Consider the following 23,147-nt stretch of genomic DNA (forward strand, 5'->3'; position numbering starts at 1 on the left):
CTGGCGGCGTCCGCATTTGCGCGGGCGCCGCCGCGGGCCGCGGCGACGGGGGGCGCGGCCTTCGGCCCGAGGTGGGGGGGTATCCACCGCTCGGTTTACGCCCGGCCATCGGGGTCGGATGCCTCGGTCGGAGAAAATCTGCAGGTGAGCGACAGCCTGTCGCATCCAAATCGCGCCCCGTCGTGTAGAACCCATGACTGCATGGTTCGGGAGGCTCCATGGCGTCGGTCACCGTCGATCTCAGGGATGCGCTCGCGCGTAGCGCGGGCGGCGACAAGGCTGCGCTGAGAATGATCTACGAGAGCGAATGCGCGTCGATGATCGGTGTCGCCGCGCGCATCGTGAAGCGGCGCGAACTGGCCGAGGAGGTCGTGCAGGAGGCCTTCGTCAAGGTGTGGCGCAACGCCCACCGCTATGACCCGGCCCTCGGCCCGCCAAAGGCCTGGATCTACGCCATCGTCCGCAATCAGGCGATCAACACGCTGCGCAGCGGCCGGCGCGAGGACCTCGTCGACGAAGTGCCCGAAGACTCCGGCTCCGCCGTCGAAGCCTTCGCGGCGGCAGAGCGCCTGCCCGACGGTCACGCGCTGCGCCGCTGCCTGGAGGGGCTCGAGGCCCGCCGCCGCACCAGCCTGCTGATGGCCTATGTGGACGGCTTCTCGCATGGCGAGATCGCCGGCCGGCTGGCCGTGCCGCTCGGCACCGTGAAGGCGTGGATCCGTCGCTCGCTCCTCGCACTCCGCGAGTGCATGGGGTGACCGACGATCTCATCGCCACGGCTGGCGAATATGTCGCGGGCCTGATGTCGGCCGAGGAGCAGGACGCCTTCGAGCGGCGCATCGCCACGGATGCGGAGGCTCGGCGCGCGGTGGCCGACTGGCGCCAGCGCCTGCTCGCGCTCGACGAGACGGCGACGCGACTGACCCCCTCGGACGGCCTCTGGCGCTCCATCGAGGCGGCCATCGGCGCTGCGCGGCCCGTGGTCACCGAAAGCCCCGGCGTCCTTTCCCGGCTCTGGCAGAATGCCGCTGCGCTGCGCTGGGCCTCGCTCGCCAGTGCGGCCGCGGCCCTCGTCATGGCCGTCCTGCTCGTCGCCCAGCCCTTCGATCGCGCCGACCGGCCGACCGTCGTCGCCGTGCTGATCGCCCCCAACACCAGCGAGGCGGGCGCCATCGTCGAGGCCTTCGCGGACGGGCGGGTGAGGGTGGTGCCGCTCCGCGCCATTCCGGTGCCCGAAGGCCGGGTGCTGCAGGTCTGGACCCTGTGGGACCGCCAGGTCGGCCCGCGCTCGGTCGGTCTCATGCCGCGGGCGGAGGCGCGCATCTATGCGACCTCCGGCATGCCGCGGCCGGTCGACCAGCAATTGTATGAGATCACGCTGGAGCCGGCGGGGGGCTCGCCGACCGGGCGTCCCACAGGCCCGATCCTCTATGTCGGGCGGGGATCGACGCCACTTTGATCGAGGGCGATGGGCAGTCGGCAATGGACAGTGGTTTCGCGCGATCGCGGACGGCCACTTGCCCGCTGGCGCCCCGTTGGGCTACCCAAGCGCATCTCCTTCATCGCCGGGCCCGCCCATGACCGCTCACGCCAATCCGAAAAACCTCATCCCTGGCGCCACCGGCGACTGGGAGGTGGTGATCGGCCTCGAGATCCATGCGCAGGTGGCCTCCAACTCGAAGCTGTTCTCGGGCGCCGCCGTCGGCTTCGGCGATGACCCCAACGCCAATGTGAGCCTCGTGGACGCGGCCATGCCGGGCATGCTGCCGGTGATCAACGAGGAATGCGTCCGCCAGGCGATCCGCACCGGCCTCGGTCTGAAGGCGAAGATCAACCACCGCTCGGTCTTCGACCGGAAGAACTACTTCTATCCGGACCTGCCGCAGGGCTACCAGATCAGCCAGTACAAGAGCCCGATCGTCGGCGAGGGCGAGGTCATCGTCGACCTCTCGCCGACCGAGAGCTTCAAGGTCGGCATCGAGCGCCTGCATCTCGAGCAGGATGCCGGAAAGTCGATCCACGACCAGCATCCGACGCTGTCCTATGTCGACCTCAACCGATCGGGGGTCGCGCTCATGGAGATCGTCTCCAAGCCCGACATGCGCTCGTCCGACGAGGCCAAGGCCTATGTGACGAAGCTGCGCACCATCCTGCGCTATCTCGGCACCTGCGACGGCGACATGGAGAAGGGGAACCTCCGCGCCGACGTGAACGTCTCGGTGCGCAAGCCGGGCGATGCCTTCGGCACGCGCTGCGAGATCAAGAACGTCAATTCCATCCGCTTCATCGGCCAGGCGATCGAGTACGAGGCGCGGCGGCAGATCGGCATCATCGAGGATGGAGGCACCATTGACCAGGAGACGCGTCTCTACGACGCCGGCAAGGGCGAGACGCGTTCCATGCGCTCGAAGGAAGAGGCGCATGACTACCGCTACTTCCCCGATCCGGACCTCCTGCCGCTCGAATTCAGCCAGGCCTATGTGGACGAACTTGCTTCCCACCTGCCGGAGCTGCCCGACGCCAAGAAGGCGCGCCTGATCGCGGCCTACGGCCTGACGCCCTATGATGCCTCCATCCTCGTTCTGGAGAAGGAGAGCGCCGACTATTTCGAGGCCGTCGCCAAGGGGCGTGACGGGAAAACGGCCGCCAACTGGGTGATCAACGAGCTGTTCGGCCGCCTCAACAAGGAAGGCAAGGATGTCACGGCATCGCCGGTGTCCCCGGCGCAGATCGGGGGCATCATCGACCTGATCCAGGCCGGCACCATCTCCGGCAAGATCGCCAAGGACCTGTTCGAGATCGTCTTCACCGAAGGTGGCGACCCCGCCGCCATCGTCGAGGCGCGCGGCATGCGTCAGGTCACCGATACCGGTGCCATCGAGAAGGTGATCGACGAGGTGATCGCCGCCAACCCCGACAAGGTCGAGCAGGCGAAGGCCAAGCCCACCATGCTCGGCTGGTTCGTCGGACAGGTGATGAAGGCTTCGGGCGGCAAGGCCAATCCGGGCGCCGTCAACGAGATGCTGAAGACGAAGCTCGGCATCGAATAGCCGATCGCATTGAACCTCGGCAGAGGTGGCCGCGACCAAGGGCCATGCCCGCAGCCTGTTTCCAGCCCTGCCTCGAATGCCGCGACAATCCCGACGGGCCGCTCTGCCGGGGTGCCGATGGCCGGCGTGACCTCGCACGCATCGCCCGCGGCTACCTGCGACAGGGCCACCCGGAGGCCATCGATCACGATATCGCCTTCGACTGCGCCTTCTCGATGCTGCACGACGACATCGATACGACGCTCGCCTTCATCTTCACCGCGAGCGACCTCTGCGAGAACGACGAGCAGCGCGCCTATCTCGGCGCCGGGACGCTCGAAAGCCTGCTGGTGAACGCGGGGCCGGCCGTCATCGATCGAGTGCTCGATCGCGCCCGCCGCGACCCGGCGTTCAGGCGCGTGCTGTCCGGCGTCTGGGGCCACAGCGCCATGGACAAGACCGTCCGCGCGCGGATCGACGCCCTTCTCGCCCCGCCGGTGTTCAAGACGCCGGCTCCGAAGCCGGGCCAACGAAACAGGCCGCATCGCCGCCGCTGACGGTTATGCATGCGACTTGCTTGTGACGCTCCGTTGTCCAGAGAATGGGCGCGGAGGCGTTTCATGGTTCTTCAAAGACGGCCGCACAGGCCATACAGGCTCGCGGTTGCGGCGGTCGCAACTGCCGGCGTGGTCCTGGCGGCGACATTTGCCTTCAGGGCTTTTTCCCTGCCCCTGCTGCTCGCCTCCATCGGCGGATCGGCCGTCATCGTCTTCGGCATGCCGGACAGCCGGATGGCACGCCCGCGCAGCCTCTATGGCGGTCACGCCTTCGGTCTGGCTGCCGGGTTCGTGGCGGTCATGCTGGGGCGGAGCGACTATGCCGTCGCCGCTGCAGTGGCTCTGGCCCTTGTGGCGATGCTTCTCACCGACACGGTTCATTCGCCGGCGGGCGCCGACCCCATCATCGTGGCGACGAGCGGCGTGGGGTGGGAAATCCTGCTGATCGCCGCAGGTCTTCTGATCCTCGCGGATGCCCTGGGCCGGTTCATCGGATGGTGTTTCGGCGACCCGCAACGGTGAATGGCAGGAACGCAGTTCTCCCCACTTGCGCGCATCGGGCAATCCCGTTTTCCATGCGCCTCCCTCAGGGAGGACAAACATGACGAAGCGCTTCACGCTCAACGGTTTCTGGCTGTCGGGACCGACCTACAAGGTCGGCCTCATGCTCAGCCTCTGCGGCGAGGATTTCGCCTACAACTCCATCAATCTGCGCGCCGGCGAACACACGACGCCGGCCTTCCTCGCCAAGAACCGCTTCGGGCAGGTGCCCGTGCTGGAGGATTCGAAGGCGGGTATCGCGCTATGCCAGTCGGCGGCAATCCTCGAGCATCTCAACGCCGAGCTCGGCAAGTTCAAGGGCGATGGCGTCGGCGATCTCGCCCGCGCCCGCGAGTGGATGTTCTGGGACTTCGACCGGCTCGCCGGCCCCATCTACCGCTCGCGTGCCCAGCGCTTCGGCATCCGCAATTTCAATCAGCCGATCATGGAAATGTACTGGGCCGAGGGCAACATGGCCCTGAAGGTGCTTGAGGAGGCGCTGGCGAAATCGGACTGGCTGGCGGGCGCGCAGCCGACCATCGGCGACATCGACGTCTATGGCGTCGTCGCCTATGCGCCGCAGGCAGGCTTCGACCTCAAGGCCTATCCGGCCATCGGCGCCTGGATGACGCGCATGGAGGCGCTGCCCGGCTTCATCCCGAGCGACGGCCTGCCCAAGGCATCGCGTCCGTGAGTTCGGACGCGGCCACCCTGCGCGAGGCGACCGCGGCCGACGTGCCGCGGATCGCCGCTCTCATCGCCATGGGCAATGCTTCCAGGCCCATGGGGGCGGCCGAGGCCGAGGCGGAAGGGCGGCTGCCGGTCTATGCCGAGGCCTATCGGCGCATCGCCGCATCGGAGGCCAATCACCTCTACGTGGCGGAGCTGGCGGGCCGGGTGGTCGGCACCTACCAGCTGACCGTCCTGCCGGGCATCGCCGAGCGCGGCCGCACGCGCGGCAAGATCGAGAGCGTCCATGTCGACCCGGCGCTGCGGGGAAGCGGCATCGGCGCCGCCATGATGCGCCATGCGCTCGTCGTGGCGCGCGAGAAGGGCATCGGTCTGATCGAACTCTCGTCCAACAAGAACAGGACCGACGCCCACCGCTTCTACGAGCGGCTGGGGTTCGCCAGGAGCCACGAAGGCTTCAAGATGGCGCTCGACTGAGCACCATCCCGGGCCGGGCGAGGGTCAGCTGCGGACGCGGCGCGCGCGGCATTCGGGGAGAAAGGTGCGCCAGGTCTTGCCAGCGGCCTGCAGGCGGGGCTTGTCACGCCGCCATTCGGCGCCGCAGTCGCGCATGATCTGGTCGTTGCGCAACTGCGCCGCCGAGCGCGCCCGACGGGGCGTCGTCGTGGTCGTGGTCGCGGCCGGGGGGGTCGTCGTCGCGGTCGCGGCGGGGCGGCTGCGCGCAGGCGCCGTCGCCGTCTGGGCGGCAACCATGTCGGCGGTGAGGACGAGGGCGGCAATGGCCGCCAGCCAGTGAAGTCGCATGGTGATCCTCCTTGTGATCGCGGGACATCCTGATCGCGGGCATCGTTCCACCGTCCGGCCCAACGCAGGATGAACGCCGCTCAGGTTGTATCCTGCCCTGTTCCTGCAACCGTGCAAATGAGGCATCGCACGGATGTGACGGCCGGGGGCTTGGCCTCGCGCCGCGACCTGCTAGCTTCGCGCCCCTGCGGACCGCCGGAGACAACCGGAGCCGCCCGAAACGCCCCCCGCGGAGACGCTCCATGTCGCAACGCCCGATCGATCTCTACTACTGGCCGACCCCGAACGGCTGGAAGATCACCATCATGCTGGAGGAGTGCGGGCTGCCCTACACGGTCGTTCCGGTGAACATCGGCAAGGGCGACCAGTTCAAGCCGGAGTTTCTGAATATCGCGCCGAACAACCGCATGCCGGCCATCGTCGATCCGGACGGGCCGGGCGGCGAGCCGATCTCGGTCTTCGAATCCGGCGCCATCCTGATGTATCTCGGCCGCAAGACCGGCAAGTTCTACCCGCAGGACGAGCGCGGCCGCGTCGCCGTCGAGGAATGGCTGATGTGGCAGATGGCAGGCTTCGGCCCGATGCTCGGCCAGACGCACCATTTCCGCATCTATGCCCCCGAGAAGATCGAATACGCCATCAACCGCTATACCAATGAGGCGAACCGCCTCTACGGCGTGCTGAACCGGCGGCTTGAGGGCCGCGATTACATCTGCGGCAACTATTCCATCGCCGACATGGCCTGCATCGGCTGGGCCAAGCTCTGGGAGCGGCAGGGGCAGGACATTGCCCAGTTTCCGAACGTGAAGGCCTGGCTCGACCGCATGCTGGCGCGCCCCGCCGTGCAGAAGGGCCTTGCACTCAACAAGGACGACCGCAACGCAAATGCGCCACGAGACCCGGCGGCGCCGGCGATCCTGTTCGGCCAGACGGCGCGCTGAGGCGCGGCCCGCGAAGGGAAGGGCGGCCCGTGCCGCCCTGTCCCGTTAGTTCACCCGCGTCCAGGTCTGGCTGCGGCAGACGAGGCCGCCGAGAACGCAGCCGGACAGGCTCATGGCGTTCGCCGCCGGCATTGTCATGCGGCCGTTGTAGGTCTTTCCGTCCTGGAAGTTGTAGAGCGTGCCCTGCCAGGCGTTGGCGCCATTGGGGCGCATGGTGATCATCCGCACGCCGACGAGATTGCGGCTGCGCAGCGCGGCATTCTCGTTCTTCTCGTCGCGGGTGTTTCCGCGAACAGAGATGATCGTGCCGCAAATCTGACCGCCGCAATCGGCAAAGTGCACGCGGGTGTCGCCGGACTGGCTGGCGAAAGTGCCGATGGGGCTCTGGGCGAGGGCTGGCAGCGACAGGGCGGCGAGCAGGGCGGCTGTGGCGAGCGGCGTCTTCATGGGTGTCCTCCCGATGCGCCTTTGCGTCTGGGCACATCTGATCCGGCATTCTGCCGTCCGCGCCGGGGCGTCGTCCAGCGCCGGAGCCCCCTCTTCATCTTCCCGTAGCGTTAATTCATCGTTGACCTATGGGAAGCACACTGCCCCGAACAGAGGTAGCGGGTGGCCGCCGGCCGCCCTCATGGGAGATCATGCGATGACCGTGATGATCCTCGCGGAAGCGGACGTGCCGTCCATTGCGCCGATGGAGCTGGAAAACCGGCCGGCGCGGGAACTGGGAACCCTCTATGCGGCCGGCCGGGTTGTGCCGCGCGATCTGGTGGCGGCCCACATGTGGTTCAACATCGCCGCGCTGAAGGGCGACAAGGACGCTGCCCGCCAGCGGCAGGAGGTTGCTGCCGAAATGAGCAAGGATGAGATCGCTCAGGCTCTCGGCTGGGCGCGCGCCTGGCTGGATTCGCAGGCCCCGGTGGCGGTTTGATCAGGCGGCCTTTGCCCTTGCCCTCTCCCTGTCCATGTCGGGCAGGAAGATCGTCAGAAGGCCGATGAGCGGCAGGAACGAGCAGAGCCAGTAGACGTAGGCGATACCCTTCGCATCGGCGATCTGGCCGAGGACCGCCGCGCCGATGCCGCCCATGCCGAAGGCGAAGCCGAAGAACAGCCCCGCGATCATGCCGACCTTTCCCGGCACCAGTTCCTGCGCGAAGACGAGAATGGCCGAGAAGGCGGAGGCCATGACCAGACCGATGACCGCAGTGAGGATCGCCGTTCCGGTCAGGTTGGCGTAGGGCAGGGCGAGCGTGAAGGGGAGCGTGCCGAGGATCGACCCCCAGATGACCAGCTTGCGGCCGAAGCGGTCGCCGATCGGCCCACCGAGCACGGTGCCGACGGCGAGGCCCCCAAGGAAGATGAACAGCAGCAACTGGGCGTCGCGCACCGACACGCCGAAGCGGTGCATGGTGTAGAAGGTGTAGTAGCTCGTCAGGCTGGCCATGTAGACGTATTTCGAGAAGACGAGCAGCCCGAGAACGACGAGCGCTATCACGACCCTGCGGCGCGGCAGGACGAAGGGACGGGCCGGTGCGGGGCGGGTCGCCTGTGCCGCCCGCTGGCGCGCACACCAACCGCCGACCCTGACGAGGATGATCATGGCGGTGAGCGCCAGAACGGCGAACCAGGCGACGCTCTGCTGGCCGCGCGGCAGGATGATGAAGGCGGCCGCGAGCGGGCCGAGCGCGGTGCCAACATTGCCGCCGACCTGAAACAGCGACTGGGCGAGGCCATGGCGTCCGCCCGACGCGAGACGCGCCATGCGTGAGGATTCCGGGTGGAAGACTGCCGAGCCGAGCCCGACGAGCGCAGCGGCCAGCAGCAGCAGCTCGTAGCTTCCGGCATAGGCCAGCAGGATGAGCCCGGCGAGCGAGAAGCCCATGCCAGCGGCGAGCGAGTAGGGCTGCGGGTGGCGGTCGGTGTAGAGGCCGACGAGCGGCTGGAACAGCGAGGCCGTGCCGGAGAAGACGAAGGCGAGCAGGCCGATCTGGCCGAAATCCAGCGCGTAATTCTCCTTAAGCACCGGATAGAGCGCCGCGACCAGCGACTGCATGACGTCGTTGAGCAGGTGGCAGGTGCTGAGCGCCGCGAGGATTCCGAAGGAGGTGCGGTCGACGTGAGGCGCAGCCTGCTCGACGGGTGTGCTGGTCACGCGGGGCTCCTCGGGGCGGCTTCGGCGCGCGTTCTTCTTGCCCGATTGGGAGGCAGTTGTTGGCGTCGGTCAATGGCGCGCCGATGGGAGCCCGCATGCGCGGCGCGAGGGGCTCCCGTCGGGATCAGTTCACGACGCGGACCGCGCCCCTGGCGGCGCTGGTGGTGAGCGCCGCATAGGCTTTCAGCGCCGTCGTCACCTTGCGCTTGCGCGGTGCAGCCGGCTGCCAGGCGGACTTGCCCTTCGCCTCCATGGCGGCGCGGCGGCGGGCGAGTTCCTCGTCCGAGACACGCATCGAGATCGAGCGGTTGGGGATGTCGATGTCGATCATGTCGCCCTCTTCGACGAGGCCGATGGCGCCGCCCTCTGCGGCTTCCGGCGAGGCGTGGCCGATGGAGAGGCCCGACGTGCCGCCGGAAAAGCGACCGTCCGTGATGAGGGCGCAGGCCTTTCCAAGGCCCTTCGACTTCAGGTAGCTGGTCGGATAGAGCATTTCCTGCATGCCGGGGCCGCCGCGCGGTCCCTCGTAGCGGATGACCACGACGTCGCCGGCCTTGATGCGGTTGGTCAGGATCGCCTCCACCGCCGCGTCCTGGCTCTCGAAGATGCGGGCCGGGCCGGAGAATTTCAGGATCGAGGCATCGACGCCGGCCGTCTTCACGATGCAGCCGTCGAGCGCGATATTGCCGGAGAGCACGGCGAGGCCGCCGTCCTTCGAATAGGCGTGTTTGGCCGAGCGGATGACGCCCTTCTCGCGGTCGGTGTCGAGTTCCTCGAAGCGGCGGCTCTGGCTGAAGGCGGTTTGGGTGGGCACGCCGCCCGGCGCGGCCGAGAAGAATGTCCGGACGCTCTCGCTGTCGGTCACGGTGATGTCCCAGCGGGCGAGGGCGGCGGCCATGCTCTCGGCATGGACCGTCGGCAGGCTGGTATCGATGAGGCCGGCGCGGGCGAGTTCGCCGAGGATCGCCATGATGCCGCCGGCGCGGTGGACGTCCTCCATGTGGACGTTGGCGACCGAGGGCGCGACCTTGCAAAGCACAGGCACGCGGCGGGACAGGCGGTCGATGTCCTCCATCGTGAAGCCGATCTCGCCCTCGTAGGCGGCGGCGAGCAGGTGGAGCACCGTGTTGGTCGAGCCGCCCATGGCGATGTCCAGCGTCATGGCGTTCTCGAAGGCCTTGAATGAAGCGATGGAGCGCGGCAGCGCGGTGGCGTCGTCCTGCTCGTAATAGCGGCGGGCGAGGTCGACGATGAGGTGCCCGGCTTCGACGAAGAGGCGCTCGCGGTCGGCGTGGGTCGCAAGCACCGAGCCGTTGCCGGGCAGGGCGAGGCCGAGCGCCTCGGTCAGACAGTTCATGGAATTGGCAGTGAACATGCCCGAGCAGGAGCCGCAGGTCGGGCAGGCGGAACGCTCGATGACGTCGACCTCGGCATCGGAGATCCTGTCGTCGGCCGCGGCCACCATGGCGTCGACGAGGTCGACCTTCCTCAGCACGCCCTCGGCGATGAACTTGCCGGCTTCCATCGGCCCCCCGGAAACAAAGATCGTCGGGATGTTGAGGCGCAGCGAGGCCATCAGCATGCCGGGCGTGATCTTGTCGCAGTTGGAGATGCAGACGAGGGCGTCGGCACAGTGGGCGTTCGTCATGTACTCGACGCTATCGGCGATCAGTTCGCGCGAGGGCAGCGAATAGAGCATGCCGTCATGGCCCATGGCGATGCCGTCATCGACCGCGATGGTGTTGAACTCCTTGGCGACGCCGCCGGCCTTCTCGATCTCGCGGGCCACAAGTTGGCCGAGATCCTTCAGGTGCACGTGGCCCGGCACGAACTGGGTGAAGGAATTGGCGATGGCGATGATCGGCTTGCCGAAATCGCCGTCCTTCATGCCGGTGGCGCGCCACAGGCCGCGGGCGCCGGCCATGTTGCGGCCGTGGGTGGACGTGCGGGAGCGATAGGCGGGCATGGTCGTTTCCAGGGCTCGACGGGTTGTGCTTCATCGGACCGGCGGGCGGCCCGTTCCCTCCAGCCTTTAGCGTTTCGACGACGGATGTGCCAGTGCATGGCTGGCCCGGCGCCATGAGCCGGGCAGGGGACGCGATCCCTCATGGCAGGCATTCCGGTCCGATGGTTCGGGACTTGCTTCAAGTGCGTAGCCGCCGGCCCCGCGAGGGGCACTCGGCGCGCAGGCGACGAGGGTTGCAGCGGGGTCAGGCCTCCGGTCCGGAGGCGGGCCTTCCGCCACAGCCGCACTCCGCCTTCAATGCAGTGACGGGATTGGCGCGTCCGATCGGGGAGCAGAACGACGTGCAGACCAGAGACTGGGATATCGGCACCGACATCGGCGGCACCTTCACCGACATCATCGCTGTCAGGAGCGGCAGTCACGAAACCCGGATCGCCAAGGTGCCCTCCCGCCCCGATGCGCCGGTGAGGGCCATGATGGAGGCGCTGACAGCGGTCGGTCTCGGACCCGACGACGTGCGGCGCTTCGTCCACGGCACGACGCGCGTCACCAACGCCCTGGTCGAGGAGCGCCTGCCGAAGGTGGCGCTGGTGGCGACCGCGGGCTTCGAGGACGTGCTGGAGATTGCCCGCTACCGCAGGCAGGAACTCTACCGGCTCGACATTCCGCCCAAGGCGCCGCCACTGGTGCCGCCGTCGCTCTGTTTCGGCATCGTCGAACGGCTGGACCATACGGGGGCGGTGCTGACGCCGCTCGCCGACAGCGAGATCGCGCGTCTCGTCGCCTGGCTGAAGGCGAACGCGGTGCAGAGCGTGGCGATCTGCCTGCTCCACTCCTACGCAAACCCGGACCACGAGAAGCGGCTAGCCGAGCGGCTCGCGGGGGTCGTGCCGCATGTCTGCGTCTCGCACGAGATCAACCCGGAGGCGCGCGAATACGAACGCGCCTCGTCGACGGCCTTCAATGCGGCGGCCATGCCGATCGCGGTCGAATACCTGACCGAGCTTGAGGAGAAGCTGCCGATCGGGCCGGGCCTGCAGGTGTTCCACTCGGCCGGCGCCATGGTGCCGGTGCCGGCGGTGAAGCGGCGGCCCCTCGTCATGGCCATGTCCGGGCCGGCCGCAGGCGTCTCGGCGTCGGCCCGCATCGCCCGCGACCTGAAGCGCCCGAGGGTTTTGACCTTCGACATGGGCGGCACCACGACCGATGTCTGCCTGATCGTCGACGGCGCGGCGGAGATGACCGACACCCGCATGATGGGCGGGCGGCCGCTGCGCCAGCCGATGCTCGCGGTCCATTCGATCGGGGCCGGCGGCGGCTCCATCGTCGATCTCGGGCCGGGCGGCCTGACCGTCGGCCCGAAGAGCGCCGGCGCCGTGCCCGGACCGGCCTGCTACGGCCGTGGCGGGATGCGGGCGACCATCACCGACGCCAATGCCATCCTTGGATATCTCGACCCCGAGGCCTTGCTCGGCGACACCATCCAGATCGATGTCGCGGCGGCGCGCGCGGCGGTGCAGCCCATCGCCGACCGTCTTGGTCTCGGGCTCGAGGAAACCGCGCTCGGCATCGTCAAGGTCGCCAATGCCACCATGGCGCGGGCGCTCAGGCGCGTCACCGTCGAGCGCGGCGTCGACGGGCGCGACTGCACGCTGCTCGCCTTCGGCGGCGGCGGACCGATGCACGCCACCGGCCTCGCCGACCTCTATGGCCTCGCCGAGATCATCGTGCCGGCGGCGTCCAGCGCCTTCTCGGCGCTCGGTTGTCTCACCGCGGACTTCAGCTTCCTGCAGCAGCGCACGGTGCGCATGGCGCTGAACGGGCTGTCGCACGCGGTCTTCGGGAGCCGAGTCGCCGAACTCGTCGCCGAGGCGCGCGATCCGCTCATCGCCAACGGCATTCCCGAGGCGGAGATCTCCGTCGAGCATGTCGCCCTGATGCGCTACGCGGCGCAGAGCGACGCGATTCCCATCGGCTTTGCCATGCCGCTCGACCCCCATCGGCTTGAGGCCGATTTCCACGCCCGCCACCGCGAGCTCTTCGGCTACGCCACGGGCGAGGACTGCGTCATCGAGGCGCTGCGCGTGAAAGCGACCAAGCCCTCCGTGACACCCTTCTCGCGGCCCGACGTCGGTCGCCCGCCGGTGGCTGGCCGCAGCCGCGCCTGCATCTTCGGGCCGGAGGGGCCGGTCGAGACGCGCATCCTGCCGCGCGAGACCATCGCCGGCATCACCACCGGCCCCGCCATCATCGAGGACGCCTGGTCCACCGTCATCGTGCCGCCAGGCTGGCAGGCCCGGCCCGACGACCTCGGCAATCTGTTTCTGACCCGGAGCGCGGCATGAGTACGCTGGACCCCTTCGTCGTCGAGGTGATCCGCCACGGCCTCTCGGCGGCCGCCGAGGAAATGAGCCTCGTGATGACGCGCTCGGCCCGCTCGCCGCTGCTGCGCGAGGCCGGCGACCTCTCCTCTGCCATCACCGATGCCGAGGGCGGGCTGGTGGGGCAGGGGCGCGACATCCCGATCCACCTCGGCGCCATGGCCTATACGGTGAAGGAGCTTCTCAAGGTCTGTCCCGCCTCCGGGATGAAGGAGGGCGACGCCATCATCTACAATGTCGGTGCGCTCGGCGGAAACCACCTCAACGATGTGAAGATCGCCCGGCCGGTCTTCGTCGATGGCAGGCTCATCGCCTTCGCGCTCAGCCTTGCGCACTGGCCCGATGTCGGCGGCACCTGGCCGGGGAGCTATCTCGCCAATGCCTTCGATACCTTCCAGGAGGCGATCCGCATTCCGCCCCTGCCGATCGCCAGCGCCGCCGGGGTCAACCGCTCCGTTCTCGACCTGATCCTCGCCAATGTCCGCGATCCCGTCTCCTGCGAGGGTGACCTGATGGCGCAGCTCGCCGCGACGACGGCGGCCGAGCGGCGCATCCGCGAGATGTGCGCGCAATACGGCACTGCATCCTTCGTCGAGACGATGAGCCGGCTGCACGACCTCTCCGAGGCGGAGATGCGCGCGGCGCTCGCCGACCTGCCGGACGGCACCTATGAGGGCGAGGACTTTCTCGACGATGGCGGACCGAACGGCGAGCCGGCGCGCATCCACGTCAAGATCCAGATCCGCGGCGACGAAGCGACCTTCGACCTCTCCGGCTCGGCCGACCGGGTCGCCAATTTCTGCAACACCACGCCCTTCATCGCACGCTCGGCGGTGGTCTATGCCGCCCGCATCATGAGTGGGCGTGACATGCAGCAGAATGCCGGCGCGCTGCGCCCCATCACCATCATCACCCGGCCCGGTTCGATCCTGGAGCCGGGCTGGAACGCGGCGGTCGCAGCGGGCAATCACGAGACCTCCATGCGCGTGGTCGATGCCGTCTTTCGCGCCATGGAACACGTGATCCCGGAGCGGCTGTCGGCCGGCGGGCCGGCAACCTCGGGGCTGCTCGCGTTCGCCGAGCCGATGCCGGACAGTTCCTGGCGCATGCTCTACGAGGTTCATGGCGGCGGCGAGGGCGCCCGCCATGACCGCGACGGCTGCCCGGCGACGCGCGTCCATCTCGCCAACACCTCCAACACGCCGGCCGAGATGATCGAGGCGAACTACGCCATCCGCGTCGAGAGGCAGGCCATCCGCCGCGATTCCGGTGGGCGCGGTCTCCACAAGGGTGGCGACGGCGTCATCCGCGCCTATCGCGTGCTGGCGCCGAGCCTTTGGCTGACCACCTGCGTCGAGCGATCGGTCATGCCGACCTATGGGCTGAAGGGCGGCGAGGACGGCAAGCCTTACACGATCACGCTGGAGCGCGACGGCAAGGCGGAGCGGCTGTCGGGCAAGGCCAACCTTCTCCTGAAGGCCGGCGACCTCGTGACGCTGGAAGGCTGCGGCGGCGGTGGTTTCGGGGCCCCCGTCGCATGAGCGTCTGGCCGGCCGGCGTCGATCGCAGCATCGGCCCGTTGCTGGAGAGCCTCGGCGCGGCCCTGAGGGCGACAGCGGCGCGGCGGGGCGAGGCGCTGGCCATCGCCTTCTACGGCGCGGAAATCAGCTTTTCGGAGCTGCTGTGGCGGGTGGAGCGGCTGGCCGCCTTCCTTCAACACCGCTGCGGCGTTGCGCACGGCGACCGCGTCCTTCTCGACATGCAGAACTCGCCCCACGCCATCATCGCCTACCAGGCCATCGCCCGGGCCGGCGGCGTGGTCGTGCCGGTCAATCCGATGTCGATGCCCGAGGAGATCGCCTATCTCGCTGATGACAGCGGCGCGAAGGTGGCGCTGATCGGGGCCGAACTGATCGGCCGTTTCGCGGCGCTCGTGCCGGCGCCGCTCGGCCATGTGGTCGTCGCCGCCTACGGCGACGAGATCCCCGCCGATACGCCCTTCCGCCTGCCGCCCGTCATCGGCGAGAGCGTGCTGCCGGCGCGGCTGCCGCCCGGTTTCGTCGCCTGGTTCGATGCGCTGGGCGAGGCGCGGCCGCCCTTGCCGGATGTGAGCCGGCCGGACGATCTCTGCGTCATGCCCTACACCTCCGGCACGACCGGCAAGCCCAAGGCCTGCATGCACACGCATCACAGCGTGCTCTTCACCGCCTTCGTGCAGGCCCGGTGGTATTTTTACGACGACGAGACCGTGCTCACCGGCTTCATGCCGATGTTCCACGTCGCCGGCATGCAGCTGTCGCTCAACGGCTGCGCCGCCTGCGGCGCCACCGTCGTCGTCATGGCCCGCTGGGACCGCGATCTCGTGGCGCCTCTGTTCCGTCGTTACGGCGTGACGCTGTGGAGCGCGGCGCCGACCATGGTTGTCGACGCGCTGGCCGCCGACAGTTTCGACGATTCAGCCTTTGCAAAGCTGAAGATCATCACCGGAGGTGGTGCGGCGATGCCGGCGGCCGTCGCGGCCGAGTTGAAGCGGCGCTGGAACCTCTCCTATGTCGAGGGCTACGGACTGACCGAGACCATGTCGCCGAGCCATCTCAATCCCGTGGACCGTCCAAAGGCCCAGTGCCTCGGCGTGCCGGTGCAGGAGACCGATGCGCGCATCATCGACCCGGAAACGCTCGGCGAGTTGCCGGCCGGCGAGACTGGCGAGATCGTCATTGCCGGGCCGCAGGTCATGCGCGGCTACTGGAACCGTCCCGAGGCCGACGCGACGGCCTTCGTCGCGCTCGACGGCAAACGATTCCTGCGCACCGGCGACCTCGCGCGGGTCGATGAAGACGGCTATTTCCATATGGTCGACCGCCTCAAGCGGATGATCAGCGTCTCCGGCTTCAAGGTCTGGCCGTCGGAGGTCGAGGCGGTGCTTTATCGCCATCCCGCCATCCAGGAGTGCTGCATCGTCTCGGCGCCGGACGCCTATCGCGGCGAGACGGTGAAGGCCTTCGTCGTGCGGCGGCCCGGCATGGAACTGACGGCCGAGGCGCTCACGAATTGGGCGCGCGAGGCGATGGCTGCCTACAAGGTGCCGCGGCTGGTGGACTTCGTGGCAGCCCTGCCGCGCACGGCATCGAACAAGCTGGACTGGCGATCCCTGCAGGACGCCGAATGGGCGAAGGCCGCGTCATGAACGCCTGTCTTGTGAGCCTGCGACCCACAGGTCAGGATGCGGCCTGCATCTTGCCTGCCCGAGCCGTGCCCCCTCTGCGTGCCGCCTGAGACCCAAGATGACCCTGCCGTGCCTGAGCGACCTCGAAGCCCGCATCCGCGACGATCTCGACCGCATCGCCCATCCGCGCGCTCCCTGGCTCACGCCGCGTGCTGCACCAGATGGGTCGAAGGCTCTGGATGTCCTCATCGTCGGAGCCGGGCAGTCCGGCGTGGTCGCCGCCTTCGGCCTGAAGCGGTCGCGCGTGGACAATGTCCTGGTCGTCGACCGGGCGCCCTACGGGCAGGAAGGGCCATGGGTCACCTACGCTCGGATGAAGACCCTGCGCAGCCCGAAGGACTTCACCGGCCCCGATCTCGACATTCCGAGCCTCACCTACCAGTCCTGGCACGAGGCGCGCTATGGCGCGGACCATTGGCGGGCGCTCGATCTCATCACCCGCGACGACTGGAATGCCTACCTCCTCTTCATGCGCAGGGTCACCGGCGTTCCGGTCGAGAATGACACCGAGCTCCTGTCGCTGACGGAGGCCGCCGGCCTGATCGCCGCGCGTGTCAGGGGTCCGCAAGGCGAGCGCACCGTCTTCGCGCGGAAGGTGGTTCTGGCGACGGGGCAGGATTCCACCGGCCGCTGGTGGCTGCCGGACTTCGTGGAGGCGCTGCCGAAGGCGCTACGCGCGCACACGGCCGATCCCATCGATTTCGGCAGCCTGAAGGGCAAGGTTGTGGCTGTGCTCGGCGCCGGGGCTTCGGCCTTCGACAATGCCGCCGAGGCGTTGGAGGCGGGCGCGGCCTCGGTCCATCTGTTCTGCCGCCGGCTCGAGCCGCAGGTCATCCAGCCCTATCGCTGGATCACCTTCCGCGGCTTCATGAAGCATCTCGCAGATCTCGACGACGCCTGGCGCTGGCGCTTCATGAGCCGCGTCATGGGGCTGCGCGAGGGCTTCCCGCAGGCGACCTATGACCGCTGCGCGAGCCACCCCAATTTCATCCTCCACACCGGCGCGCCATGGACCGGCGCGCGGGCCGCGGACGGCAAGGCGGTGGTGACGACGGCCCATGGCGATTTCGCTGCCGATTTCCTCATCTGCGGCACGGGCATCGCGATGGACTATGCCGCGAAGCCGGAACTCGCCGCATTCCACGACAACATCGCCACCTGGGCCGACCGCTACACGCCGCCCGAGGAGGAGCGGAACGACAGACTGGGCGCCTTTCCCTATCTGTCTCCCGACTACCAGTTCGTCGAGAAGGTGGCGGGCCGGACGCCGTGGATGGCCAATGTCCACCTCTTTTCCATCGCCTCGACCATGAGTTTCGGGCCCTCGGGGTCCTCCATCAATGCCATGACCACGGCGGTGCCGCGTCTCGTCGACGGCGTCACCAAGGGTCTGTTCGCTGCGGATGTGGAGGCCCACTGGCAGGCCTTCCTCGCCTATGACGTGGCGCAGGCGGAGGTGCGCGGGACGGTGCCGGGGCTCGGGGTGGCGGCGGAATAGTTCCGCGCGGCGCATCGTCGGGCCGGTCAGCCGGCGGGCACGAGTTCCCGCGCGCGCGTCATCGCCGCTTCCGGATCGAAATGCGGAATGGCCGCGATGAGCTGGCGCGCATAGTCGGAGGCCGGATCGCTGAACAGAGCGCCGCTCGGTCCCTGTTCGACGATCTGGCCGGTCTGCAGGACGATGGTGCGCTCGCACATCATGCGGACGACGTTGAGGTCGTGGCTGACGAAGAGATAGGCGAGCCCGGTCTCGCGCCGCAGCCGGTCGAGCAGGTGCAGGATCACCGCTTGGACGGACACGTCGAGGGCAGCGGTCGGCTCGTCGAGGACGAGGAGGCGGGGCCTCGCCGCGATGGCGCGGGCGATGCCGACGCGGGCCTTCTGGCCGCCCGAGAGCTGGTGCGGGAAGCGGTCGAGGAACTCGACTGGCAGTCCGACCCTGAGCGCGCATTCGGTGACCTGCGTGCGCAATTCGCGGGAATCCTGCACGCCGGCGAGCAGCCGCAGCGGATCGGCGATACAGTCGAAGGCCGAGAAGCGCGGGTTGAGGCTGTCGCCGTGGTCCTGGAAGACGATCTGGATGTCCTTGCGGAATCGCGACCGGTAGAACTCGCTCGAGGTGATCCTGCCGATGTCCTCGCCGTCGAAGGCGATGGTGCCGGCCGAATGATCGAGCAGGCGACACACCAGACGGGAGATGGTGCTCTTGCCGGAACCGGATTCGCCAACGAGGCCAAGGCTTTCGCCGGGAGCGAGCGCGAATGACACGTCGTCGACGCCGCGGAAGCCGTTGTCGAAGGTCTTGACGAGGTTCGAGACCTTCAGCAGGGGCTCCGACTCGCGACGCGGTGTGATGCGGACCGCGGGGGTGACGGGCTCGCCGGCATCGACCACGAGGCTCTCGACCGTGGAGTTGCGGGTCGGCGAGGCGGCGACGAGGCGCTTCGTGTAGGGGTGGCGGGGGTTGCCGAAGAGGGTCGCGGGAGGCGCCTCCTCGACCACGAGACCCTGCTCCATGACGGCGACCCGCTGGCAGTATTGCGCGGCGAGGCCGAGGTCGTGGGTGATGAGGATCATCGCCATGCCGCGCCGTTCGGTGATCTCGGCGAGAAGGTCCATCACCGTCTTCTGCGTCGTCACGTCGAGGCCGGTGGTCGGCTCGTCGGCGATCAGCAGCGCCGGCTCGCAGGCAATCGCCATGGCGATCATGATGCGCTGGCACATGCCGCCGGAGAGCTCGTGCGGATAGGCGTCGAGGCGATCCTCGGGATCACGGATCAGCACGGCCTCGAGCAGCTTCAGCGCGCGGGCGCGCGCCTCCTTCGCGGATAGCGGCTCATGGGCGCGCAGGACGTCGGCGATCTGCAGACCGACCGTGCGGATCGGGTTCAGCGCCGCACGCGGGTTCTGGAAGATCATCGACATGGCCGCGCCGCGCAGCGGCTGCAGCATGGACCGCGAGGCGCGGGTGATGTCCTGGCCGCGGAAGGTGATGCGGCCGTTGGTGATGCGGCCGGCCCGGTCGAGGAGCTGCATCACCGAGAAGGCGGTCACCGACTTGCCGGAGCCGGATTCCCCGACGATGCCGAGTGTCTCGCCAGCGTCGAGCGTCAGGGATACGCCCTTCAGCGCCTCCACGAGGCCGTTGCGGGTGGAGAAGGTGACCTTCAGGTCGTCAATGGCGAGGAGCGGCGCCGTCATGTCCGCATCCTGGGGTCGAGGATGTCGCGCAGGCCGTCACCCAGCAGGTTGAAGCAGAGCACGGCCGTCATCAGCGCCGCGCCGGGAAAGACCACCAACCACCATTTGCCGGTGGTGATGAAACGCGCGCCCTCGGCGACCATGATGCCCCATTCGGGCGTGGGCGCCTGGACGCCGAGGCCGAGGAAGGAGAGGCCTGCGGCATTGAGGATGGCCCAGCCGAGGTTCAGCGAGATCTGCACCGCCATGGCCGGCAGGACGTTGGGCAGGAGGAAGAGCAGGACCACGCGCACATGGCTGTTGCCGGACGCGCGGGCCGCTTCCACCCAGCCTGAATTGCGGCGGACGTTCACCTCGGCCCGGGCGAAGCGGATGTAAAAGGGCAGGTTGATGATGGCGGTGGCGTAGATGATGTTCTCGACCCGGTTGCCGAGCGCCGCCACCAGCGCCATGGCCAGCACGAAGAGCGGGAAGGCCATCAGCACATCGACGAAGCGGCCGACCCAGCGGTCGACGCGCCCGCCGTGATAGCCGGTGAAGGCGCCGATGGTGGCGCCGAGGACGAAGGACAGGCTGACCGCCGAGGCGGCGATGGCGAGGTCGAGCCGGGTGGCCACGATGACGCGGGAGAAGACGTCGCGTCCGAGCTGGTCGGTGCCGAACCAGTGCGCCGCGCTCGGCGGCTGCAGGGACTGCGGCACGTTGGAGACGGTCGGGCCGTAGGGCACGATCCACGGGCCGATGAGCGCGATCAGGACCAGCAGCGCCGCGCCGAGGCCCGCGACGAGCGTCACCGGGTTGCCGCGCAGGATGTAGCCGGTATGGCGGAGCGTCGCGCTCATTCGATGGAGATCCTAGGATCGGCGAGCCCGTAGAGCACGTCAATGGTGAGATTCACCATGACGAAGATGAAGGCCATCAGCAGCACGAAGCCCTGGACGGGCGCATAGTCGGAGGTCAGCAGGGCGTCGAGCGCGTAGGAGGCGACGCCCGGCCAGGAGAAGACCTTCTCCACCAGCACGTTGGCGCCCAGCATGGTGGAGAAGACGATGCCCATGATGGTCAGCACCGGCAGCAGGGCGTTGCGCAGCGCATAGACCAGCACCACGCGCCGGCGCGACAGGCCAAGGGCTTCACCCGTGCGCACGAAATCGCTGGTCATCACCGCGAGCATGGCGGCGCGGGTCATGCGCGCCAGCGGCGCGAGGACAAAGAGCGCCATGGTGGAGGCTGGCAGGATGAGCTGACTCGCCGCGGCGCGCCAGGATTCCCACTCACCGGCGAGGACCGCGTCGATCAGGATGAAACCGGTCACCACCGGCGGCTGCGAGGCGAAGACGTCGAGCCGGCCGGTCGGGTCGGGGGCGATGCCGAGGATGTAGTAGAAGGCGTAGATCAGCAGCAGCCCCGAGACGAAGGTCGGAACGCAGACGCCGAGCGTGCAGAGGAAACGCACGCCGTGGTCGACGATGGAGTTGGGCTTGAGCGCAGCGAGGATGCCGAGCGGCAGGGCCAGCGACAGGGCGATCAGCAGAGCGGTGAACGTCAGTTCGAGCGAAGCCGGCAGCCGGTTGATGAGGTCAGTCACCACCGGCTGGCCGGTGTTCATGGAGCGGCCGAGATTGCCGGTAGCGATGTCCTTCAGATAGAGCAGCAATTGCTGCGGCAGCGGTTTGTCGAGCCCCATCTGCTCGCGGATCATCTCGATTTCCGCCTGCCCGGCATTGGGACCGGAGGCGAAGAACACCGCCGGATCGCCCGGCAGAACCCGCATCAGCAGGAAGGTGAAGACGATCACGCCGAGGAGCGCCGGGACGGACGAGAGCGTCCGTCGTCCGGCGCGCCTGGCGATGGCGACTGCAAGGCTCATCGGGCGGTCAGGTCCGCTTCACGTCGCGGAAGTCGACCTGCCGGTGATAGCCGTAGGTGTAGCCGTCGATGTTCTTCGGCATGACGGCGTCCTGGTTCGGCTGCCACAGCATGACGATGGGCGTCTCCTCGGCCATGATGGCGATCATCTCCTTGCAGGTCGCATCATACTTGGCCTTGTCGGTCTCGAAGCGCGCCTTGCCGGCGAGATCGGCGATGCGCTCGTCGTTCCAGCCTGAGTAGTTCCAGCGCTGCGGTCCGTAGAGGAAGGTGCGGAAGAAGTAGTCGGTGGAGGGCAGCCAGGCGATGGAGGTCTCGATGAAGAAGGGCAGCTTGCGCTCGGTGACCATGGTCGAGATCTGCGCGTCGGGCAGCTTCTGGATCTCGACCCGGATGTTGATGGCGCCGAGCGCCTCCTTCACCAGGGCCGCGATGGGCTCCGCGAAGGCGGCCGAACCGAGGTTGAAGGCGAAGAACGTGTCAAAGCCGTTGGGAAAGCCGGCTTCGGCGAGCAGCGCCTTGGCCTTGGCGACGTCCTGCTTGTAGGGCATCGGCTGCGGGAAGGAGGCGTCCGTGGGCGTTCCCGACCAGGTGCCGCCGTAAAGCTTGGCGCCGCGCTCGAACAGGCCCGCCTTGAACAGGGAATCATAGGGCAGGGCGGCGGCGATCGCCTGACGCACCTTCTTGTTGTCGAAGGGCGGCATCTTGGTGTTGAAGGCGATCATCGAGAAGGCGTTGAACTGCGGGGTCGAGATCGCCTTGACGCGGCCGCGCTGGACCAGCGTGTCGATATCGCTCGGCTGCAGGTCGATGGAGAGGTCGGCATCGCCCTTCTCGATGAGGCTGGCGCGGGTCGCCGCCTCGGGAATGGTCTGGCAGATGATACGGCGGAAGGGCGCTGGCTTGCCGTCGACGCCGCCGGTCCAGGCGTCGTTGCGGCGCAGGATGACCTGCTCGCCGGGCTTGAAGCTCTCCACCGTGTAGGCGCCGGAACCGGCCGTGTTGTCCTTGGTCCAGGCCTGGCCCCAGGGGTCCTGCGGCGTCACGTGTTTCTTGACCAGGGTGGAGTTGAAGACGATGGCGTAGAGCGTGCAGAGGTTCGGCAGCGCCAGGCGGTCGGGCTTGTCGATCTTGCCGACAACCGTGTGGGTATCGACGATCGTGAACTGCTCGGGCTTGGTCCATGAGCCGGTGGCGATCTGGGCGGCCGCCAGCGAACGGGCGGAGACGGCGCGGTCATAGGACCATTTGACGTCGGCGGCGGTCACCGGGGTGCCGTCGTGGAACTTGGCGTTCTTGCGGATGTGGAAGGTGAAGGTCATGCCGTCGGGGCTGACGTCGACCTTCTCGGCGATCTCGCCGCGGATGGTGTCGATGTCGAACACCCAGTTGCCGTCCCTCTGCTTGCGGCCGAACGAGACGAGACGGTCATAGACGTTGACGCTGATGCCGAAGGCCTCGCGCGTCGATCCCGGCATGGTCGGGTCGAGCGTGTTGACCGCTGCGCCGGTCACGTAGCGCAGGGTTTCGGCGCGGGTCTGCGCCTCGGCCCTGCCACTAAGATAGGGCGCGGTCGCCACGGCGGCCGTTCCCGCAAGGAGGTTACGACGGTTCAGATTCATGACGCAGTCTCCGTTGACGCTCGCGGACCGATCGCGCGGATCGGGGTTTCCAGAAGGTGTTTGCAAGCGCCATACCAGCCGCCTGCGATGTCCATGCCGTGCGGGATTCAGGGAAAATCCTTATTGCCGAGTGACGTCGATGCAGGGGCGGCGTTTGGATTTCGCCATAAGG

The 23,147-nt window shown here is 68.1% G+C and carries 21 protein-coding genes; 13 read left to right on the forward strand and 8 right to left on the reverse strand.

What is annotated here, in order from left to right:
- Nucleotides 1–218: 218 nt before the first annotated feature.
- The 7 genes from ACJ4V0_RS11080 to ACJ4V0_RS11110 all read left to right on the forward strand — a co-directional run bounded on the left by ACJ4V0_RS11080 (nt 219) and on the right by ACJ4V0_RS11110 (nt 5,293).
- Nucleotides 219–758, forward strand: a complete 540-nt coding sequence (locus ACJ4V0_RS11080; protein WP_448299636.1) for a sigma-70 family RNA polymerase sigma factor — start codon at nt 219–221, stop codon at nt 756–758.
- Nucleotides 755–1,459, forward strand: a complete 705-nt coding sequence (locus ACJ4V0_RS11085) for an anti-sigma factor (RefSeq protein WP_448299637.1) — start codon at nt 755–757, stop codon at nt 1,457–1,459. The genes ACJ4V0_RS11080 and ACJ4V0_RS11085 overlap by 4 nt, the downstream gene beginning before the upstream one ends.
- A gap of 118 nt (nt 1,460–1,577) precedes the next feature.
- A complete protein-coding gene (gene gatB / locus ACJ4V0_RS11090; protein WP_448299638.1) occupies nt 1,578–3,050 on the forward strand; it encodes an Asp-tRNA(Asn)/Glu-tRNA(Gln) amidotransferase subunit GatB in 1,473 nt (490 codons plus the stop codon).
- A 44-nt stretch (nt 3,051–3,094) separates the two neighbouring features.
- Nucleotides 3,095–3,586: a DUF6869 domain-containing protein gene (locus ACJ4V0_RS11095; protein ID WP_448299639.1), complete on the forward strand. Its 492-nt coding sequence runs from the start codon at nt 3,095–3,097 to the stop codon at nt 3,584–3,586.
- A gap of 63 nt (nt 3,587–3,649) precedes the next feature.
- Nucleotides 3,650–4,108 carry an HPP family protein gene (locus tag ACJ4V0_RS11100; protein WP_448299640.1) on the forward strand — a complete coding sequence of 153 codons (459 nt, stop codon included), beginning with the start codon at nt 3,650–3,652 and terminating at the stop codon, nt 4,106–4,108.
- A gap of 79 nt (nt 4,109–4,187) precedes the next feature.
- The gene (locus ACJ4V0_RS11105) at nt 4,188–4,820 is read left to right on the forward strand and encodes a glutathione S-transferase family protein (protein ID WP_448299641.1); all 633 of its coding nucleotides are present in this window, start codon (nt 4,188–4,190) and stop codon (nt 4,818–4,820) included.
- Nucleotides 4,817–5,293, forward strand: a complete 477-nt coding sequence (locus tag ACJ4V0_RS11110; RefSeq protein ID WP_448299642.1) for a GNAT family N-acetyltransferase — start codon at nt 4,817–4,819, stop codon at nt 5,291–5,293. Before ACJ4V0_RS11105 ends, ACJ4V0_RS11110 begins: the two co-directional genes overlap by 4 nt.
- Nucleotides 5,294–5,317: 24 nt before the next feature.
- Here ACJ4V0_RS11110 and ACJ4V0_RS11115 read toward each other — a convergent pair whose 3' ends face one another.
- Nucleotides 5,318–5,620, reverse strand: coding sequence for a hypothetical protein (locus ACJ4V0_RS11115; protein ID WP_448299643.1), 303 nt, complete (start codon nt 5,618–5,620; stop codon nt 5,318–5,320).
- Between the two features lie 242 nt (nt 5,621–5,862).
- Between ACJ4V0_RS11115 and ACJ4V0_RS11120 the strand changes: the two genes are divergently transcribed.
- On the forward strand, nt 5,863–6,561 hold the full coding sequence (locus tag ACJ4V0_RS11120) for a glutathione S-transferase N-terminal domain-containing protein (protein WP_448299644.1): 699 nt from the start codon (nt 5,863–5,865) through the stop codon (nt 6,559–6,561).
- Nucleotides 6,562–6,606: 45 nt separating this feature from the next.
- Here the strand turns inward: ACJ4V0_RS11120 and ACJ4V0_RS11125 are convergent, their stop codons facing one another.
- A complete protein-coding gene (locus ACJ4V0_RS11125) occupies nt 6,607–7,008 on the reverse strand; it encodes a DUF2147 domain-containing protein (protein WP_448299645.1) in 402 nt (133 codons plus the stop codon).
- A gap of 196 nt (nt 7,009–7,204) precedes the next feature.
- On the opposite strand from ACJ4V0_RS11125, the gene ACJ4V0_RS11130 reads away from it, so the two are divergent.
- Nucleotides 7,205–7,489 carry an SEL1-like repeat protein gene (locus ACJ4V0_RS11130; RefSeq protein WP_448299646.1) on the forward strand — a complete coding sequence of 95 codons (285 nt, stop codon included), beginning with the start codon at nt 7,205–7,207 and terminating at the stop codon, nt 7,487–7,489.
- On the opposite strand, the gene ACJ4V0_RS11135 is transcribed toward ACJ4V0_RS11130, so the two are convergent.
- Together ACJ4V0_RS11135 and ilvD are read right to left on the reverse strand one after the other, a co-directional pair.
- Nucleotides 7,490–8,710, reverse strand: coding sequence for an MFS transporter (locus ACJ4V0_RS11135; RefSeq protein WP_448299647.1), 1,221 nt, complete (start codon nt 8,708–8,710; stop codon nt 7,490–7,492).
- Between the two features lie 124 nt (nt 8,711–8,834).
- Nucleotides 8,835–10,676 (reverse strand): dihydroxy-acid dehydratase, encoded by a 1,842-nt coding sequence (gene ilvD, locus ACJ4V0_RS11140; RefSeq protein WP_448299648.1) that lies wholly within the window; start codon nt 10,674–10,676, stop codon nt 8,835–8,837.
- Between the two features lie 341 nt (nt 10,677–11,017).
- Between ilvD and ACJ4V0_RS11145 the strand changes: the two genes are divergently transcribed.
- The 4 genes from ACJ4V0_RS11145 to ACJ4V0_RS11160 all read left to right on the forward strand — a co-directional run bounded on the left by ACJ4V0_RS11145 (nt 11,018) and on the right by ACJ4V0_RS11160 (nt 17,781).
- Nucleotides 11,018–13,021 (forward strand): hydantoinase/oxoprolinase family protein, encoded by a 2,004-nt coding sequence (locus ACJ4V0_RS11145; RefSeq protein WP_448299649.1) that lies wholly within the window; start codon nt 11,018–11,020, stop codon nt 13,019–13,021.
- A complete protein-coding gene (locus tag ACJ4V0_RS11150; protein WP_448299650.1) occupies nt 13,018–14,598 on the forward strand; it encodes a hydantoinase B/oxoprolinase family protein in 1,581 nt (526 codons plus the stop codon). The genes ACJ4V0_RS11145 and ACJ4V0_RS11150 overlap by 4 nt, the downstream gene beginning before the upstream one ends.
- The gene (locus ACJ4V0_RS11155) at nt 14,595–16,244 is read left to right on the forward strand and encodes a long-chain-fatty-acid--CoA ligase (RefSeq protein ID WP_448299651.1); all 1,650 of its coding nucleotides are present in this window, start codon (nt 14,595–14,597) and stop codon (nt 16,242–16,244) included. The genes ACJ4V0_RS11150 and ACJ4V0_RS11155 overlap by 4 nt, the downstream gene beginning before the upstream one ends.
- A 97-nt stretch (nt 16,245–16,341) precedes the next feature.
- A complete protein-coding gene (locus tag ACJ4V0_RS11160) occupies nt 16,342–17,781 on the forward strand; it encodes an NAD(P)-binding domain-containing protein (protein WP_448299652.1) in 1,440 nt (479 codons plus the stop codon).
- 26 nt (nt 17,782–17,807) lie between these two features.
- Here the strand turns inward: ACJ4V0_RS11160 and ACJ4V0_RS11165 are convergent, their stop codons facing one another.
- Genes ACJ4V0_RS11165 through ACJ4V0_RS11180 form a run of 4 tightly spaced genes read right to left on the reverse strand, consistent with a single transcriptional unit; the run spans nt 17,808 to nt 22,975 of the window.
- A complete protein-coding gene (locus ACJ4V0_RS11165) occupies nt 17,808–19,484 on the reverse strand; it encodes a dipeptide ABC transporter ATP-binding protein (RefSeq protein ID WP_448299653.1) in 1,677 nt (558 codons plus the stop codon).
- The gene (locus tag ACJ4V0_RS11170; protein ID WP_448299654.1) at nt 19,481–20,326 is read right to left on the reverse strand and encodes an ABC transporter permease; all 846 of its coding nucleotides are present in this window, start codon (nt 20,324–20,326) and stop codon (nt 19,481–19,483) included. The genes ACJ4V0_RS11165 and ACJ4V0_RS11170 overlap by 4 nt, the downstream gene beginning before the upstream one ends.
- Nucleotides 20,323–21,354, reverse strand: a complete 1,032-nt coding sequence (locus ACJ4V0_RS11175; protein WP_448299655.1) for an ABC transporter permease — start codon at nt 21,352–21,354, stop codon at nt 20,323–20,325. The genes ACJ4V0_RS11170 and ACJ4V0_RS11175 overlap by 4 nt, the downstream gene beginning before the upstream one ends.
- A 7-nt stretch (nt 21,355–21,361) precedes the next feature.
- Nucleotides 21,362–22,975: an ABC transporter substrate-binding protein gene (locus tag ACJ4V0_RS11180; protein WP_448299656.1), complete on the reverse strand. Its 1,614-nt coding sequence runs from the start codon at nt 22,973–22,975 to the stop codon at nt 21,362–21,364.
- Nucleotides 22,976–23,147: the final 172 nt, after the last annotated feature.

The sequence above is a fragment of the Phreatobacter aquiterrae genome, assembly GCF_053471285.1.